Below are 16,317 nucleotides of genomic sequence, written 5' to 3' on the forward strand. Positions count from 1 at the left end.
CCCGGGGTCCGTCCCTGATTCTTCCTGGGATGAGTATCAGTTGCGAACCCGGGGCGGTGTCGACACGCGATTACCTTTGATTCGGTTGCGGATCCGCGTGCGTTCAGGACGGCTTCTCACCGACCGTGGTACCGGGATCGATCAGGGCGAAATGGGCACCCTGGTCGTCGCTCGCCAGGAGGAAACGGCCGAAAGGCGAATCCATCGGACCCATCGTGACCCGGCCCCCGAGCCGCGCGACCGCCTCCGCGGCGCGGTCGGCGTCGGAGACGGCGAAGTAGACGACGAAGTGGGCGGGCAGTTCCTGCGGGAAGCCCTCCCCCATCCGGAAGCGGCCGAGGACGGCCTTGTCGGGGGTGACCTCCTCGCCCTCGGGGACGAAGATCCGGAAGTCGATGGCCTCGCCCTCGATCCGCTTGCTGCCGAAACCGAAGACCTCCTCGTAGAAGGGGTCGGTCCGCTCGGTCTCGCGCGTGTAGACCTCGGTCCAGATGTAGGAGCCCGGGACGCCGGTCACCTCGAAGCCGCCGTGCGTGCCGGCCTGCCACACCCCGAACACCGCGCCGCCCGGGTCTGCCGCCATGAGCATCGTGCCGAAGGGCCCAACGGGCATGGGCTCCATGATGAGTTGACCGCCCGAGTCACGGATCCTGCCCGCGGTGGCCCGGATGTCGGAGGAGGCGAGGTAGAGGTTCCACACCGTCGGCATCCGGCCGTCCGGCTTGGGGGAGAGGGCCGCGACGTTCCTCCCGTCCGGGCCGTACGCCTGGGTGTACTGGCCGTACTGCTCCTCACCCTGCCCGAAGGTCCAGCCGAGCAGTCCGCCGTAGAAGCGCTTGCCGGCCTCCAGGTCGTTGAGCATGGCGTCGGCCCAGCAGGGGGTGCCGTCGGGGTGCACGGCCATCTCGTCCTCGATTCGTCCGGTGATGCGGCTGGCGATCCCGATTCACGTGGGGATTCGCGTGGATCGACGGAGTGTCTGACTTGACACGTTATCGGCGGATCCCCCGCCGCGCCCGAGGAGAAATCGAACACATGGCCTTCCCCATTTGCAGGCACCGAATCGCGCGCTGATCACCAGCCCGTAAACTGACGGCATGACAGGACAAGTTCGCACCGTCGACGGCCGTGTGGCAGGGCGCCGGGGACAGGCGACGCGGCAGAAGCTGCTCGACTGCCTCGGCGAAATGCTCAGCACGTCGCCGTACCGGGACGTCAAGGTCATCGACGTCGCCCGGATGGCGGGTACCTCCCCCGCAACGTTCTACCAATACTTCCCCGACGTCGAGGGCGCCGTCCTCGAGCTCGCCGAGGAGATGGCCAAGGAGGGGGCCGCGCTGACGGACCTCGTCGCCGGCCGCTCCTGGGCCGGCAAGTCCGGCGCCACGGCGGCGGAGGAACTGGTCGAGGGCTTCCTCTCCTTCTGGCGCAAGCACGACGCCATCCTGCGCGTCGTCGACCTGGGCGCGGCCGAAGGGGACAAGCGGTTCTACAAGATCCGTATGAAGATCCTCAACCCCCTCACCAACTCCCTTTCCGACTCGATCAAGGAGCTCCAGGGCAAGGGCCGCGTCGACAAGGATGTCAGCCCGGCAGCCGTCGCCGGATCCCTCGTGGCCATGCTCGCCGCGGTCGCCGCGCACCAGAAGGGCTTCCAGAGCTGGGGCGTCAAGCAGGCCGAGCTGAAGCCGAACCTCTCGCTGCTGGTGCACCTCGGTGTGACGGGCAAGAAGCCGACGCGGTGACGCCGCGGCGCTGACGCCCGCCTCCGGCGGCATTGTTGATCTACGTTCACGTCGAAGTCCTGCCTGCAACGACGCGGGCGCCGACCGGTCCTCGGGGGAGGTTGCCGGCCCAGGCGCCCGCGTTGTCCTTTCCGGGGGCTCCGTCCCACGGCTCGACGGCTCCACGGCTCCACGGCTCTACGGCTCCACGGCCCCGCCGCCACCGCCCGGCTCCCTGGGGACGAGCCGGAACAACCGGATCCGCCGGTCCACGCGCCGCGCGTAGGTCGCGTACGGCGGCCAGAACTCCAGCAGCGCCGCCCACACCGCCTCGCGCTCCCCGCCCGTCAGCAACTCCGCCCGGACCGGGACGTCCCGGCCGCGCCAGCTGACCTCCGCGTCGGGGTGCTTCAGCAGGTTCCCCGTCCACGCCGGGTGGTCCGTGCGCCCGAAGTTGCTGCCGACCAGCACGAAGGTCCCGCCCTCCTCGGGCATGCAGGCCAGCGGGGTGCGCCGGAGCAGCCCGCTGCGCGCGCCGGTGGCGGTGAGCACCAGCCCGGGCAGCATCCGCGCGCTGAGCAGCACCTTGCCGCGGGTCGCCCGGTGCACGAACCGGTCCACCGCCGGGACGACATGCGGCCCGACCCTGGCGAACGCCCGGGTCGACGACACCTTCTGCACGGCGGTCCGCAGCACGCTCATGCCGCCGCCCTCCCCTTGGTCGTGGTCGTGGTCGTGGTCGCGGGCGCGGTCGTGGGTGTGAAGAGGCCCCCCCGCTCGGCCGCGTGGGCCCGCAGCGCGTGCACGGGGCCGAAGAGCAGCACGTCGGAGGCGGCCCGCTTCACGTACAGGTGCGCGTGGTGCTCCCACGTGAAGCCGATGCCGCCGTGCAACTGGACCGCCTGGCCCGCGGTGGCGCGCAGCGCCTCCAGGCCCTGGGCGAGCGCGAGCGGTGCCGCCACCGCGGCGTCCGGTGCCTGCTCCGGGGGGCTCCCGACGGCCCAGGCGGCGTAGTAGGCGGCCGAGCGGGCGGCCTGGACCTGGACGTACAGGTCGGCGAGACGGTGCTTGACGGCCTGGAAGGAGCCCACGGGCCGTCCGAACTGCTCCCTGGCCCCGACGTACTCCAACGTCCCCGCGAGCGCCTGGGAGGCCGCCCCGACGGCTTCCGCGGCCAGTGCGGCGGCGGCCAGGACACCCGTACGGGCGAGCGCGGGGCGCGGATCGCCCGCCTCCTCCCCGCCCAGGGGCTCGGCGGGGACGTCGCGCAGTTCGACGCGGGCCTGCGGGCGGGTCTCGTCCAGGGCGGTCAGCCGCCTGCGGACCAGGCCCGGGGCGTCGCCGGGGACGAGGAAGAGCCGGATCCGGCTGCGGGCGTAGCCACCCGTATGGGCGGCCACCAGCAGCAGCCCTGCGCCGGGACCCCCGAGCACCTGGTCCGCCTGCCCGTACAGCCGCCAGACCCCGTCCACCCGGCGGGCCTGTACGCCCCCCGCGCGGCCGCCGCCCGCCCAGTCACCGCTGTTGGGCCCGGTGAGGCCGAGGGCGACCAGGGGTGCGGCAAGGGCCGCGGGCTCCCCGGAGGCGAGGCGCGGGAGCAGGGCTCGGCGCTGGGCGTCGGTGCCGAGCGCCTCGACCAGGGGGGCGGTGAGCACGGTCGTGCCCAGCAGCGGTGAGGGCAGCAGCGCCCGGCCGGTCTCCTCGCAGGCCAGCACCAGTTCCGCCGGGCCGCAGCCGGCGCCCCCGTACGCGGCGGGCAGGGCAAGGCCGGGCAGGCCCAGCGACCGCGCCAGCAGCCGCCACAGGGCGCCGTCGTGGCCCTCGGGGGTGCGGGCGGCGGACTTCACCTCGTCCGGTCCGCAGCGTTTGCGGAGCAGTTCGCGCAGGGTGCGGCGGATCTCTTCCTGCTCCTCGGTGAAGGCGGCGTCCACGGCGAGCTCTCCTCCCACCTCGGGGGATCCGGCGGCGTCCGGAAACCCCGAATCTGATGTACCGTCAGATTCATGGCTCAGGGTCAGGGTACTCGCAACGGCCGTGAAGTCGCCGTCCTCGGTGTCGCGTTGTCCGACTGCGGCAGGGTCGACGACGCCACGCCCTACGCGCTCCACGCCCAGGCGGCGCGCCGCGCGCTCGCCGACAGCGGGCTGCCGCGGTCGGCCGTCGACGGCTTCGCCTCGGCCGGACTCGGCACGCTCGCGCCGGTCGAGGTCGCCGAGTACCTCGGACTGCGGCCGCGCTGGGTCGACTCGACCTCCGTCGGGGGCGCGACCTGGGAGGTCATGGCCGCGCACGCCGCCGACGCGATCGCCGCCGGGCACGCCGACGTCGTGCTCCTGGTCTACGGATCCACCGCCCGTGCCGACCTCAAGGCCGGGCGGCGCACCGCCAACCTGTCCTTCGGGGCGCGGGGGCCCCTGCAGTTCGAGGCCCCGTACGGGCACACGCTGATCGCCAAGTACGCGATGGCCGCCCGCCGCCACATGCACCGGTACGGCACCACCGCCGAGCAGCTCGCCACCGTCGCCGTCCGGGCCCGGGCGAACGCGGCCCGCAACCCCGACGCGATGTACCGCACGCCGATCACCGTCGACGACGTCCTGTCCGGGCCGATGATCGCCGACCCGTTCACCAAACTGCACTGCTGCATCCGCTCCGACGGCGGCTGCGCGGTGCTCCTGGCCGCCGCGGAGTACGCGCGGGACGCCGCGCCGCCCCCGGTGTGGGTGCTCGGCTCCGGCACCGCCGTCTCGCACGCCACGATGTCGCAGTGGGACGACTTCACGGTCTCCCCCGCCGCGGTCTCGGGACGGCTGGCCTTCTCCCGCGCGGGCGTCACCCCCGACGAGATGGACCTCGCCGAGATCTACGACGCCTTCACCTACATGACCCTGGTCACGCTGGAGGACCTCGGCTTCTGCGCCAAGGGCGAGGGCGGGCCCTTCGTCGCCGCGTCGCCCCTGCCGGTCAACACCGACGGCGGCGGGCTGTCCGCCTGCCATCCCGGCATGCGGGGGCTGTTCCTGCTCGTCGAGGCGGTCCGGCAGCTGCGGGGGGAGGCGGGCGAGCGCCAGGTGCGCAAGCCGGGTGGGGCGCTGCCGGAGCTGGCCGTGGCCTCGGGGACGGGCGGCTGGTTCTGCTCCTCGGGGACGGTGGTGCTGGGGCGGGACTGAGGGTCACGGACCCTCAGTCCCGCCCCGCCGGGGCTCCACCGCCCCCTCGGACGTCAGCCGGTGACGGCGACCGGGGCGTCCCAGTCGCTGCGGTCCACGGTGATGGTGTGACCGCCGCGGGTCTCCTTGCTGTTGACCATGTACTGGTGGCCGCGGCGGTGCCCGGTCCACAGCGACGTGGAGAACGGCCAGTCCGTGGTCGTGGTCTTGTGCTCGTCCCACAGCGCGTACCACAGGACGTCCGGCAGGTCGGTGCGGTTGGCCGCCGTGGCGACGGCCTTCGCGCTGGAGCTGCGGAAGCCGTAGAAGCCGGCCCAGTAGCCCTTGGCGTGCACGGCCTTGTCCCACGCCCGGACGTACGCGAGCACCGCGTTGTTGCACGAGGTGTTGGTGACGTCGTACGACTCCATGTCCAGGTACACCGGGCTGCCGGCCTTCATCCCCAGCGCCGACGACTTGGCCACCGCGTCCGCGCCATCCGCCGCGCCCAGCGAGGCCGCGGTGGAGGCGGTCAGCTTCTCCGGGTTGCGGCTGGTCTGGCACGGCGGCTGCGCGCCCACGTAGAGCGGGATCAGCTTCCAGCCCGTGGCGCTGACCGACTTGACCCAGGACGCGGTCAGGTTCGGCTGCGCGCACCCCCGGTTCTTGCCGCCGACGTACACCGCCGCCGCACCGTAGAACCCGTTGTGCCACGCCTTCATCGCCGACGCGGAGGGCGCCGTGCAGGTGTCGAACGCCCGCCCCGTGTAGACCTTCGGGGCCGGGCGCGACACCGTGGTGGCCATCGAGGCCCCCGCCGCGACACCACCGCCCACGAGCACCGCGGCCGCCGCCACCGCCCAGGCGATGTAACGACGCTTCTTCGACATCCGGTGACCGGACATCCCCACCCCATTCACGACACGGGACGCACCGCACCGGGTGCGCCTGGCAGGACTGCTGAGGCCCCCGGCACGGCGCGCGGCACGCGTGCGGCGGCTGTGCGGCGCGCGCGGAAGCACCGGCCTACGGGTCCGCGGCGCGCGAGGGGCGGATCGCACCTTAGCCAACCCGCACACGGCGATCGGGAAAGCACTTGTCCCGATCGGCACAAGATTCCCCCAAGGCGCGGCAAATCTCGGTGGGGTTGCCGGGGTCAGGGACGTGGGTCGGTCGCCAGGCGGCTGTGCAGGTGGACGTCCCGGAGGGCGCCGGACAGGTCGACGACCGCCTCGCGCAGGACCCCTTCGAGGACGTAACCGCAGCGCCGCGCGACACCGCAGGAGGGCTCATTGCCGACGGCGTGGCCCAGTTCCAGCCGGTGCAGGCCGAGATCGCGGAAGGCCCACCGGGTGACCGCCTCCAGGGCCCGGGAGGCGACGCCGCGCCCACGGGCCTCGGGGAGCGTCCAGTAGCTGACGCGTGCGCCGCGCATGGCGTGGTCGATCATCCCTATCGCGGCCTGGCCGAGCACCACACCGGCCTCGGTGACGGCGAACGACGCGAGGTCGCCGGCCCCCCAGCCGTCGCGCCGGCGCCGCAGGAACGCCCGCACGCCGGCTTCGTCGGGCTCGGGGGCGTGCGCGGTGTTCCAGCGGCGGAAGTCCGGGTCCGCGAGGCCGCGCAGTGCCGCGTCGAGGTCGCCGGACGTCTCCTCCCAGGGCCTGAGCAGCAGTCCGTACGCTTCCAACTCCACCGGCCTCAGCACGTCCTCATTCAAGCAAAGGAGGCGGTGGCCGCCCTGGCCGGACGGAAGACGGGGATCGCGATCTCCCCACCTGCGGCCGCGGGGCGGAAGCAGACGCGCAGGTCCATCCCGACGCGCAGCGCGTCGTGGGCGCAGCCGACGACCTCCGTCATCATGCGCGGCCCCTCGGCGAGGTCGACGACGGCGGCGACGTAGGGGACGCGTCCGGCGAACGGCCGGAGGTCGTTGGCGTGCACCACGGACCAGGTGTAGAGGGTGGCGTGGCCCGCGGCCTGCTCCCAGACGACCTCCTCGCTCCAGCAGTGCGGGCAGAACTCCCGGGGGTAGTGGTGGGCGGCGCCGCAGCCCGCGGCCAGGCACCGGCGGATCAGCAGCCGGCCCTCGGCGGCGGCGCTCCAGTAGGTGCGCGTGAAGGCGTCGGGCTCGGGCAGACCGGTCACAGGAAGAGCCCCCAGACGCTGTCGAGGGACCAGGTCTGCCAGCCCATGGCGAAGAGGAGGACGACGGAGGCGAGGATCATCATGGCGTTCTGCCCCTGCTCCGCCCAGTCGTGGATCATGAGGACGAGGTAGAGCAGGTTGAGGACGATGCCGCCGGCCAGCGCGACCGGTGTCAGCAGCCCGGCGGTGAGACCGAGCCCGACGGCCAGTTCGGCGTGGACGACGACGTAGGCCATCACCTTGGGGCGGGGCGCGACGACCGCGGTGAATCCGCCCCGGACGAAGGTCCAGCGGTGCTTCGCGGCGACGTCGGCGGCCCAGGTGATGCCGGTGCCCCGCTCGAACCAGCCCTTCTTGTCCTTGTGCCGCCAGCTCTCCAGCCACCACAGCCCGAGGCCGATGCGCAGGACGGCGAGCCATTCGGCGCCGGTCAGCCAGATCGTCTGCATCGTGTGCCTCCCCGGGGCAAGGAATCTGACGGTATGTCAGTTGACCGGATGCGGTCGCACCTCCGCAAGGTGCCGGGGCGAAAGCGCGCTACCTTCCGGAGTGACCCTCACCCTGCAGGCACGGGAGCAGCCATGACCGACACCTCGGCATCCGCCGGCACCTCCGCATCCGCCGCCACCCCCCTACCGAACACGGCGGCGCCGGACGCCATCGTCGTCGGCGCCGGTCCCGGCGGCCTCGCCGTCGCGGCGTCGCTGCGGCACCGGGGCGTGCGCACCCTGGTCGTCGAGCGGTCGGACGCGGTGGGCGCCTCCTGGCGCGGCCACTACGACCGGCTGCGGCTGCACACGACCAGACGCCTGTCCGCGCTCCCGGGCCTCGGGATACCCCGGCCGTACGGCCGCTGGGTGGGCCGCGACGACGTCGTGCGCTACCTGGAGCAGTACGCCGAGTTCCACGGGCTGGACGTCGCCACCGGCATAGAGGTGGGGCGGATCGAGCCCGCCGGGGACCCGGCTGCGGGCTGGGTGCTCCCGGCCACCGGCGGGCGCCGGCTGACCGCGCGCAGCGTCGTCGTCGCCACCGGCTACAACCACACGCCGCACCTTCCGGACTGGCCCGGGCGCGACACCTTCGACGGAGAGCTGCTGCACGCCTCCCGCTACCGCAACGGCCGGCCCTACGAGGGCCGGGACGTCCTGGTCGTGGGCGTGGGCAACACCGGCGCCGAGATCGCCGTCGACCTCGCCGAGTCCGGCGCGGCCCGCGTCCGGCTGGCGGTGCGGACGCCCCCGCACATCATGCGCCGCTCCACCGCGGGGTGGCCCGCGCAGCGCACCGGGATCATGGTCCGCCGACTCCCCACGAAGCTGGTCGACAAGATCGCGCCCTACGTGGAGCGCGTCTCCGTGCCGGACCTGTCCGCGTACGGGCTGCCCCGCCCGGACAACGGGCTCTACTCGCGGGTGCGGGAGGGCTCCATCCCCGTGCAGGACGTCGGCATCATCGACGCCGTCCGGTCGGGGAAGGTCGAACCCGTCGCCGCCGTCGAGGGCTTCGACGGGCGCGAGGTGCTGCTCGCCGACGGCACGCGGATCACCCCGGACGCGGTGGTCGCGGCCACCGGCTACCGGCGCGGCCTGGAACCGCTCGTCGGTCATCTCGACGTCCTGGACGAGCGGGGCCGGCCCGTGCGGCACGGCGGCCGCAGCCCGAAGAACGCTCCCGGCCTGTACTTCACCGGCTTCACCAATCCCATCAGCGGCATGTTCCGTGAAATGGCCATCGACGCGCGCCGGATCGCCAAAGCGGTGGCGCGGCGGTAGCGAACGCGCGCGGTGGGTACCGAGGGGGTACGGACGAGCACCCGCGCCGCCGCACGCACCGCCTCCGTACCACCCCTGCGCGCCCCCGCACCGCCCCCGTACCGCTCCCGCTCCATCCCAGTCCGGCGGACCGGCCGGCCCGCTCCCCCTCGGCCGGCCGGACCGCCTTCCCGCGGGGCGCACAGGTTTCTCGCATCCTCCCCGTTCCTGACGGATCGTCAGTTCAGTAATCTGACATTGCGTCAGTTCTCTGGACCTTCGAGCGGGACGGGCGAGACACATGCTTGGATCGACCTTCAGCACGCGCGGCACCGATCCCGCGGCGGACGCCGGCGGCCCGGGCCACGGCACGGACGACGTGGACGTCAGCGGGCGCCCGCTGCACGCCTGCGTGCCCGACCTCGACCGCTTCTTCCGGCCCGAGTCCCTGGCCGTGGTGGGCGCCTCGGACGCCGAGGGCCGCCCCAACGCCGGCATCACCCGGCAACTCGTCACCTGGGCCGAGCGGGTCGGCGCCCGGCTCCACCCGGTCAACCCCGGCCGCGGCACCGTGTTCGGTCTGCCCTGCCACGCATCCGTCGCGGATCTCCCCGAGCCGGTCGACCTTGCCGTCCTGCTCGTCGCCGACCCCCTCCCCGTCCTCGAGCAGCTCACCGGGGCCAAGGCCCGGTTCGCGGTCGTCTTCGCCTCCGGCTTCGCCGAGACCGGGGAGGCGGGCGCCGCCGCCCAGGAGCGGCTCGGCCGGGCCGTCGCGGGCAGCGGACTGCGGCTGCTGGGGCCGAACACCAACCTCAACGCCTTCCAGGCGTTCCGTGAGGACCTCCCCGGGCCGGCGATCGCCCTGATCACCCAGTCCGGCCACCAAGGCCGTCCGGTCTACGCCCTGCAGGAGCTCGGCATCCGGCTCAGCCACTGGGCGCCGACCGGCAACGAGGCCGACCTGGAGACCGCCGACTTCCTCTCCTACTTCGCCGGGCGGCCCGAGGTCGGCGCGATCGCGGTCTACGCCGAAGGCCTCAAGGACGGCCGCTCGTTCGCCCTCGCCGCCGACCGCGCGGCCCGCAACAAGGTGCCGGTGGTCATGGTCAAGGTGGGCCGTACCGAGACGGGCACCCGTGCCGCCGCCACGCACACCGGCAAGCTCACCGGATCCGACGCGGTCGCCGACGCCGCCTTCCGCCAGTTCGGCGTGATCCGCGTCGACGCGCTGGACGAACTCCAGGACACCGCCGCCCTGCTGGCCCGGGCCCGGCCACCGGCCGCCGAGGGCGTGGTCGTCTACTCGATCTCCGGCGGCACCGGGGCGCACTTCGCGGACCTGGCCACCGCCGCCGGGCTGCCGCTGCCCACCCTCCCGGAGCCGAAGCAGGCCGAACTCCACCAGTGGATACCGGAGTACCTGAACGTCTCCAACCCCGTGGACAGCGGGGGCCATCCCGTCGGTGACTGGCGCGGCCGGAAGATCATCGACGCGATCCTCGCCGATCCCGCGGTCGGCGTCCTCGTCTGCCCGATCACCGGCCCCTTCCCGCCGATGAGCGACCGGCTGGCCCGGGACCTCGCCGAGGCCGCCGAGGCCACCGACAAACTGGTGTGCGTGATCTGGGGCTCCCCCGTGGGCACCGAGGAGGCCTACCGGACCACCCTGCTCGGCTCCTCCCGGCTCGCCACCTTCCGCACCTTCGGCAACTGCGTGACCGCCGTACGGGCCTGGCTGGACCACCACCGCTTCGCCGCCGGCTACCGCTCCCCCTTCGACGACGCGCCGCGCACGCCCTCCTCCTCCGCGCGGAAGGCGCGCGCCCTGCTGCACCCCGGCCGCCGGCTGAGCGAGCACGCCGCCAAGCAACTGCTCCGGGCGTACGGCATCCGCGTCCCGCGCGAGCAACTGGTCACCAGCGCCGCCGGTGCCGTCCGGGCGGCGGCCCAGGTCGGCTACCCCGTGGTGATGAAGGCGTCCGCCGACCGGCTCGCGCACAAGACCGAACTCGGCCTGGTCAAGATCGGCCTCACTTCCGCCAGCCAGGTCCGCGACGCCTACCGCGAACTCGCCGACATCGCCCGCTTCGAGGACCTGGAGCTCGACGGCGTCCTCGTCTGCCAGATGGTGGAGCCAGGCGTGGAGATGGTCGTCGGCATGAGCCACGACCCGCTCTTCGGGCCCACCGTCACCGCCGGCCTCGGCGGGGTCCTCGTCGAGGTCCTGCGGGACACGGCCGTCCGCGTACCGCCCTTCGACGCCGGGACCGCGCGGGACATGCTGCGGGAACTGCGCGGCGCCCGCCTGCTCGACGGCGTGCGCGGGGCGCCACCCGCCGACGCGGACGCGCTCGTCGACGTCATCCTCCGCGTGCAGCGCATGGCCCTGGAACTCGGCGACGGCCTCGCCGAACTCGACATCAATCCGCTGATGGTGCTGCCGCGCGGGCAGGGCGCCTGCGCCCTGGACGCCCTGGCCGTCTGCCGTCAGGAGAACACACATGACTGACTCCCCCCGTGGAGTGGTCACGGAGCGTGATGGCTCCGTGGAATCCGTTGTACTCCACGTCACCGACAACGGGGTCTCCCGGCTCACCCTCAACCGCCCCCAGGCGATGAACGCCATCACCCCTGACCTGCGCGAACGCCTCATCCAGAAATTTCTGGAGGCCTCTGCGGACCCGGCCGTGCGAGCCGTCGTCCTGACCGGCGCCGGCCGCCGGGCGTTCTGCGCGGGGGCCGACCTGCGCGGCGGTCCGGCCGCCGCGGACCGGGTCGCGGGCGACGTGGCCCGGACGATCCGATCCGGGGCCCAACGCCTCATCGCCGCCGTCCTCGACTGCGAGAAACCCGTGGTCGCCGCCGTGAACGGCACGGCCGCCGGTCTCGGTGCCCATCTCGCCCTCGCCTGCGACCTCGTCCTGGCCGCCGACACGGCGAAGTTGATCGAGGTCTTCGTCCGCCGCGGCCTCGTCCCCGACGGCGGGGGCGCCTACCTCCTCCCCCGCCTGATAGGCCCGCACCGCGCGAAGGAACTCCTCCTCCTCGGCGACGACCTCCCCGCCGCCGCCGCCGAACGCCTCGGGCTGGTCAACCGCGTCGTCCCCGCGGACGAGCTCGACGCGGCCGCCGACACCCTCGCCCGGCGACTCGCCTCCGGCCCCACCCGCGCCCTCGCCCTGACCAAGCAACTCGTCAACGCGTCCCTGGACTCCGACCGCGCGACGGCCTTCGCCGCAGAGGCGGCCGCACAGGAGCAGAACATGACCACCGCCGACGCCCAGGAGGGACTGCACGCCTTCCTCGAACGCCGCCCACCGGACTTCCGTGGCCGGTGACACCGGGCTCACCCCTCGGGCGCCGCGACCCCGGGCGGGGGCCGGTACTCCTCCAGCAGTCCGGTGCCGTACGCCAGCAAAGCACCCGCGAAGACGAGCCCGATCACCGCGATCGTCACGACGGAGATCCGGAAGGCGACCTGCCGCTGCCGCGCCCACCCGGTCCTGCCCTCCGGGTCCCGGCGCCCCGCGTAGAACGAGGTGACCAGCACCGGCGCCGCACCGGCACCCGCGAGGCACAACCACGCAAGCAGGTACGGACCGCCGAGCCACACCACCGGCACCGCGAGGACGGCGGCCGTCGCGGCCTCCGCCGCCAGCAGGCAGAGCCAGCGGGGGCGTCGCCCGGTGCGCCCCGCGAGCCGCAGTCCCGGGACCGTCGCCGGCAGGGCGTGCAGGAGCGAGGCGGCCACCGCGAAGGCCCACAGGGGGATCAGGGCCAGCGGCAGCACGCAGAGGGCGAGCGGCTCCTCGAAGGCACCGTCCGCGGACTTCAGGGACGGAAGGACGACCATACGGACCGTTGCCGCGATCACCCCCACCGCGCAGTACGTCGTGACCGCCGCCGCGCGTCCGGCATCGCCCCACGGGTCGACCGCGGGCCGCGCCGGGAACCCCCACCCCGTACCCCATCCCATGACAGGCACGGTACGCGCGGGCTTCGGCCGTCCTTCCCACAGGCCTTCACTTCTGACGGTCCGTCAGTTTCAATGGACCGCGTGATGGGACAAGCAGGCATGGCGGTCGCCGTCGTCCGCTACCTCCGGTCGGCCGGGGCGGTGACGACGGCCGGGCGGGTGGACCCGCTGCCGCCGCCCGAACTGCGGGCCGTGCGGCCGGACGAGCGCGCCCCGGTGGACCAGGCCGAATTCCGGAAGGTACTGGGGAACTTCGCGAGCGGCGTGACGGTGATCGCGGCGCCCGGGGACGACGCGCAGGGCGGACCCGCCGGGTTCGCCTGCCAGTCGTTCGCGTCGCTGTCGCTCGATCCGCCGCTGGTCGCCTTCATGGTGGCGCGCACGTCCACCAGCTGGCCGCGCATCGCGCGGGCCGGGGTGTTCTGCGTGAACGTGCTCGGCGCGGACCAGCAGGAGCTGTGCCGCTCCTTCGCCGTGAGCGGCGGGGACAAGTTCGCGGGCGTGGAGTGGGATCCGGCGCCGGTGACGGGCTCGCCCCGGCTGCGCGGCGTGGCCGCGTGGATCGACTGCGCGATCCACGCCGTGCACACCGGCGGCGACCACCTCGTCGTCATCGGCCGGGTCCGGGATCTGGGCCACGGGGCGGAAGGCGGCGAGCCGCTGCTCTTCCACCGCGGCCGCTTCGGCCGGCTCGCGCCCTGACCGCGGCCGCGTACGCGCCTCAGCCCGTGAACTCCGGCGCCTGGTGGGGCGCCCACCAACTGGTCAGCGCCCAGATCCCGAGGGCGGCCACGGCCACCGCCACCAGGGCCGCGAGCCCGGGGCGGCGCGACCCGCGCAGCATGAGCAGCCAGAAGGCGAGCGGCACCAAGGCGCCGCCCGCGGCGATGAGCGGAAGGTCGACGTAGAGGACGCTCAAGTCCCGGCGCTGCCCTTCGAAGCCGCCCTCGACGTTGACCCTGGCGAGCGGTGCCCAGGCCAGCAGCGCGGACGCCGCACCCAGGCCCGCCACAAGAAGGGCGGTGAGGCCCTTGGTCGCTTCCCTCACGCACAGGTCGGACGCCCCGGCGCCGCACGCGGTTCCCGTACCGCCACCAGGGCAGCCGCGGGACCCGGCAGCGCCGGGGCCGGCCGGCTACGCCGCGAGCGGGAGCGCCCCGGCGCCCGGGGTCGCCCGTCGCCGGATCACCAGCGCCATGAGCGCCGCCACCGCGCACAGCGCCCCGGAGGAGTACCAGACCACGTCGTAGGAGCCGAAGGCGTCGCGCGCCGCGCCGCCGAGGAACGCCACCAGGGCGGCGCCCAACTGGTGGGAGGCGAGTACCCAGCCGAAGACGATGGCGCTGTCGGCGCCGTAGAACTCGCGGCACAGGGCGATGGTGGGCGGCACGGTGGCGACCCAGTCCAGGCCGTAGAAGACGATGAACAGCACCATGGGCGGGTGCACGGCATCGTTCAGGAGCACGGGCAGGAACATCAGCGACAGTCCGCGCAGCCCGTAGTAGGTGGCCAGCAGCCGCCGCGGGCTGAAGCGGTCGGTGAACCAGCCGGAGGCCACCGTGCCCGCGATGTCGAAGATGCCGATCACGGCGAGCAGTGACGCGGCGGCCGTCACCGGCATCCCGTGGTCGTGGGCCGCGGGCACGAAGTGCGTCTTGACCAGGCCGTTCGTCGAGGCCCCGCAGATCGCGAAGGTCCCCGCCAGCAGCCAGAACGGGCCACCGCGGGCTGCGTTGAACAGCGCCTTGACCGCCCGCTTGGCCGCCCCCGTCACCGGCGGCGGCTTCGGCACGAACTCCGCGGCACCGTACGGGGCCAGGCCCACGTCGGCGGGGTGGTCCCGCAGCAGCAGGTAGACCAGGGGCGCGACGACGACCGCGGCGCCCGCCACGGTGAGGGCCGCGGCGCGCCAGCCCGCGTGCTCGATGATGACGGAGAGCAGGGGGAGGAAGATCAGCTGTCCCGCCGCGCCGGCCGCCGTCAGGATGCCCGTGACCAGGCCGCGCCGGTCCTCGAACCAGCGGTTGGTGACGGTGGTCGCGAAGGCCAGGGCCATGGAGCCGCTGCCCAGCCCGACGAGCACGCCCCACAGGAGCACGAGCTGCCAGCTCGCGGTCATGAAGACGGTCAGGCTCGCACCGGTCGCGATGGTGACGAGCGCCGCCGCGACGACCCGGCGGATGCCGAAGCGGTCCATGAGCGCGGCGGCGAACGGCGCCGTCACGCCGTAGAGCGCGAGGTTGACCGAGACGGCCAGGCCGATCATGCCCCGCGACCACCCGAACTCGCCGTGCAGCGGCTCGATCAGCAGTCCGGGCAGGGAGGCGAAGCCGGCGGCGCCGATGAGCGTGACGAAGGCGGCGGCCGCCACCGACCACGCGCGGTGGATCCGGGGCGTGCGGAACGGCCGGGGAACGTCGGGGCCCCTGTCAGCCAGGGGCTGCACGGGAAGCTCGGGAGTCTGCGTCACCAGGTCAGCATCCGGCATCCTCTTTCACGGAACGAGTGGCCGGATGGCCATGTTGTGCAAGGATCGGGCCATGGCCGAATCCATGGAGACGCCTTCGCCGACCGCACCTCCGCGCACACCGGTGCGCCACCGGGTCGTCGTCCTGGTGCAGCACGGTGTGATCCCCTTCGAAGTGGGCATCCCGCACCGCATCTTCGGCGGCGCGAGGGACTCCGACGGGGTCGATCTGTACGAGGTGGTGACGTGCTCCCCGCACGGTCCGGGACCGGTGCGCGCCGACGCCGACTTCGAGATCCACGTCGCCCACGGCCCCGAGGTCCTGGAGACGGCGGGCACCGTCATCGTCCCCGCCGCCCATGAGCGCTCCGTCGCGCACACCGAGGGCCGGCTGCCCGAGGAGATGGCGGCGGCTTTCGCCCGCATCCGTCCCGGCGCCCGGCTCGTCTCCATCTGCACCGGCTCGTACTTCCTCGCCGCGGCCGGCCACCTGGACGGCCTGCGCGCCACCACGCACTGGTCGAGCACGGACCACTTCCAAAGGCTCTTCCCCCGTGTGCGGGTCGAGCCGGACGTCCTGTACGTCGACAACGGCGACATCCTCACCTCCGCGGGCGTCGCCTCGGGCATCGACCTGTGCCTGCACCTCGTCCGCCGTGACCACGGCACGGCCGTGGCCAACGCCAGCGCGCGCCGTACGGTCGTGCCGCCGCACCGGGAGGGCGGACAGGCCCAGTACATCCAACGGCCCGTCCCCGAGCCCCAGCAGGCCACCACGGCCGCGGCGCGCTCCTGGGCGCTGGACCGGCTCGACCAGCCGCTGACGCTGCGCGAGCTGGCCGAGCGCGAGGCGATGAGCGTGCGCACCTTCACCCGCCGCTTCCGGGAGGAGGTGGGCACCAGCCCCGGGCAGTGGCTGACGCAGCAGCGCGTCGAACGCGCCCGGCACCTGCTGGAGTCCAGCGACCTGTCGGTCGACCAGGTCGCCTCGCAGGCAGGGTTCGGCACGGCGGCCTCCATGCGGCAGCACCTGCAGGCCGTCCTCGGCGTCTCGCCCAGCGCCTACCGGCGGACCTTCCGGGCGACGGCGGCGTTCTGA

Annotated in this window: 17 protein-coding genes; 7 read left to right on the forward strand and 10 right to left on the reverse strand. The window is 73.6% G+C overall.

Features of this window, described 5'->3' with window-relative positions; all coding sequences use genetic code 11:
- Positions 1-103: 103 nt before the first annotated feature.
- On the reverse strand, positions 104-904 hold the full coding sequence (locus AC1VWI_RS20180; protein WP_499512411.1) for a VOC family protein: 801 nt from the start codon (positions 902-904) through the stop codon (positions 104-106).
- 193 nt (positions 905-1,097) lie between these two features.
- On the opposite strand from AC1VWI_RS20180, the gene AC1VWI_RS20185 reads away from it, so the two are divergent.
- Positions 1,098-1,745, forward strand: coding sequence for a TetR/AcrR family transcriptional regulator (locus AC1VWI_RS20185; protein WP_499512412.1), 648 nt, complete (start codon positions 1,098-1,100; stop codon positions 1,743-1,745).
- 177 nt (positions 1,746-1,922) lie between these two features.
- On the opposite strand, the gene AC1VWI_RS20190 is transcribed toward AC1VWI_RS20185, so the two are convergent.
- Positions 1,923-2,426: a nitroreductase/quinone reductase family protein gene (locus AC1VWI_RS20190; protein WP_499512413.1), complete on the reverse strand. Its 504-nt coding sequence runs from the start codon at positions 2,424-2,426 to the stop codon at positions 1,923-1,925.
- Entirely contained in the window at positions 2,423-3,655 is a 1,233-nt protein-coding gene (locus AC1VWI_RS20195) for an acyl-CoA dehydrogenase family protein (protein ID WP_499512414.1), read from the reverse strand. The genes AC1VWI_RS20190 and AC1VWI_RS20195 overlap by 4 nt, the downstream gene beginning before the upstream one ends.
- Before the next feature lie 72 nt (positions 3,656-3,727).
- On the opposite strand from AC1VWI_RS20195, the gene AC1VWI_RS20200 reads away from it, so the two are divergent.
- On the forward strand, positions 3,728-4,894 hold the full coding sequence (locus AC1VWI_RS20200) for a thiolase C-terminal domain-containing protein (protein WP_499512415.1): 1,167 nt from the start codon (positions 3,728-3,730) through the stop codon (positions 4,892-4,894).
- Between the two features lie 53 nt (positions 4,895-4,947).
- On the opposite strand, the gene AC1VWI_RS20205 is transcribed toward AC1VWI_RS20200, so the two are convergent.
- The 4 genes from AC1VWI_RS20205 to AC1VWI_RS20220 all read right to left on the reverse strand — a co-directional run bounded on the left by AC1VWI_RS20205 (position 4,948) and on the right by AC1VWI_RS20220 (position 7,470).
- Complete coding sequence (locus AC1VWI_RS20205) at positions 4,948-5,778, reverse strand: glycoside hydrolase domain-containing protein (RefSeq protein ID WP_499512416.1); 831 nt, start codon at positions 5,776-5,778, stop codon at positions 4,948-4,950.
- Positions 5,779-6,029: 251 nt separating this feature from the next.
- Positions 6,030-6,581 (reverse strand): GNAT family N-acetyltransferase, encoded by a 552-nt coding sequence (locus tag AC1VWI_RS20210; protein WP_499512417.1) that lies wholly within the window; start codon positions 6,579-6,581, stop codon positions 6,030-6,032.
- An 8-nt stretch (positions 6,582-6,589) separates the two neighbouring features.
- Positions 6,590-7,021, reverse strand: a complete 432-nt coding sequence (locus tag AC1VWI_RS20215; protein ID WP_499512418.1) for a Zn-ribbon domain-containing OB-fold protein — start codon at positions 7,019-7,021, stop codon at positions 6,590-6,592.
- Positions 7,018-7,470 (reverse strand): DoxX family protein, encoded by a 453-nt coding sequence (locus AC1VWI_RS20220; RefSeq protein ID WP_499512419.1) that lies wholly within the window; start codon positions 7,468-7,470, stop codon positions 7,018-7,020. Before AC1VWI_RS20220 ends, AC1VWI_RS20215 begins: the two co-directional genes overlap by 4 nt.
- A 132-nt stretch (positions 7,471-7,602) precedes the next feature.
- Here AC1VWI_RS20220 and AC1VWI_RS20225 point away from each other — a divergent pair, with 132 nt between their 5' ends.
- The 3 genes from AC1VWI_RS20225 to AC1VWI_RS20235 all read left to right on the forward strand — a co-directional run bounded on the left by AC1VWI_RS20225 (position 7,603) and on the right by AC1VWI_RS20235 (position 12,113).
- Entirely contained in the window at positions 7,603-8,796 is a 1,194-nt protein-coding gene (locus AC1VWI_RS20225) for a flavin-containing monooxygenase (protein WP_499512420.1), read from the forward strand.
- Between the two features lie 280 nt (positions 8,797-9,076).
- The gene (locus tag AC1VWI_RS20230; protein WP_499512421.1) at positions 9,077-11,284 is read left to right on the forward strand and encodes an acetate--CoA ligase family protein; all 2,208 of its coding nucleotides are present in this window, start codon (positions 9,077-9,079) and stop codon (positions 11,282-11,284) included.
- Positions 11,277-12,113, forward strand: a complete 837-nt coding sequence (locus AC1VWI_RS20235; RefSeq protein WP_499512422.1) for an enoyl-CoA hydratase/isomerase family protein — start codon at positions 11,277-11,279, stop codon at positions 12,111-12,113. Before AC1VWI_RS20230 ends, AC1VWI_RS20235 begins: the two co-directional genes overlap by 8 nt.
- 8 nt (positions 12,114-12,121) lie before the next feature.
- Here AC1VWI_RS20235 and AC1VWI_RS20240 read toward each other — a convergent pair whose 3' ends face one another.
- Positions 12,122-12,751 carry a hypothetical protein gene (locus AC1VWI_RS20240; protein WP_499512423.1) on the reverse strand — a complete coding sequence of 210 codons (630 nt, stop codon included), beginning with the start codon at positions 12,749-12,751 and terminating at the stop codon, positions 12,122-12,124.
- A gap of 84 nt (positions 12,752-12,835) precedes the next feature.
- On the opposite strand from AC1VWI_RS20240, the gene AC1VWI_RS20245 reads away from it, so the two are divergent.
- Positions 12,836-13,453, forward strand: coding sequence for a flavin reductase family protein (locus tag AC1VWI_RS20245; protein WP_499512424.1), 618 nt, complete (start codon positions 12,836-12,838; stop codon positions 13,451-13,453).
- Between the two features lie 19 nt (positions 13,454-13,472).
- On the opposite strand, the gene AC1VWI_RS20250 is transcribed toward AC1VWI_RS20245, so the two are convergent.
- Both AC1VWI_RS20250 and AC1VWI_RS20255 read right to left on the reverse strand, forming a co-directional pair.
- On the reverse strand, positions 13,473-13,799 hold the full coding sequence (locus AC1VWI_RS20250) for a hypothetical protein (protein ID WP_499512425.1): 327 nt from the start codon (positions 13,797-13,799) through the stop codon (positions 13,473-13,475).
- An 87-nt stretch (positions 13,800-13,886) separates the two neighbouring features.
- Complete coding sequence (locus tag AC1VWI_RS20255) at positions 13,887-15,221, reverse strand: MFS transporter (protein WP_499512426.1); 1,335 nt, start codon at positions 15,219-15,221, stop codon at positions 13,887-13,889.
- A 70-nt stretch (positions 15,222-15,291) separates the two neighbouring features.
- Here AC1VWI_RS20255 and AC1VWI_RS20260 point away from each other — a divergent pair, with 70 nt between their 5' ends.
- Complete coding sequence (locus AC1VWI_RS20260) at positions 15,292-16,317, forward strand: GlxA family transcriptional regulator (protein WP_499512427.1); 1,026 nt, start codon at positions 15,292-15,294, stop codon at positions 16,315-16,317.

The sequence above is a fragment of the Streptomyces sp. TOM-9 genome, from assembly GCF_056858595.1.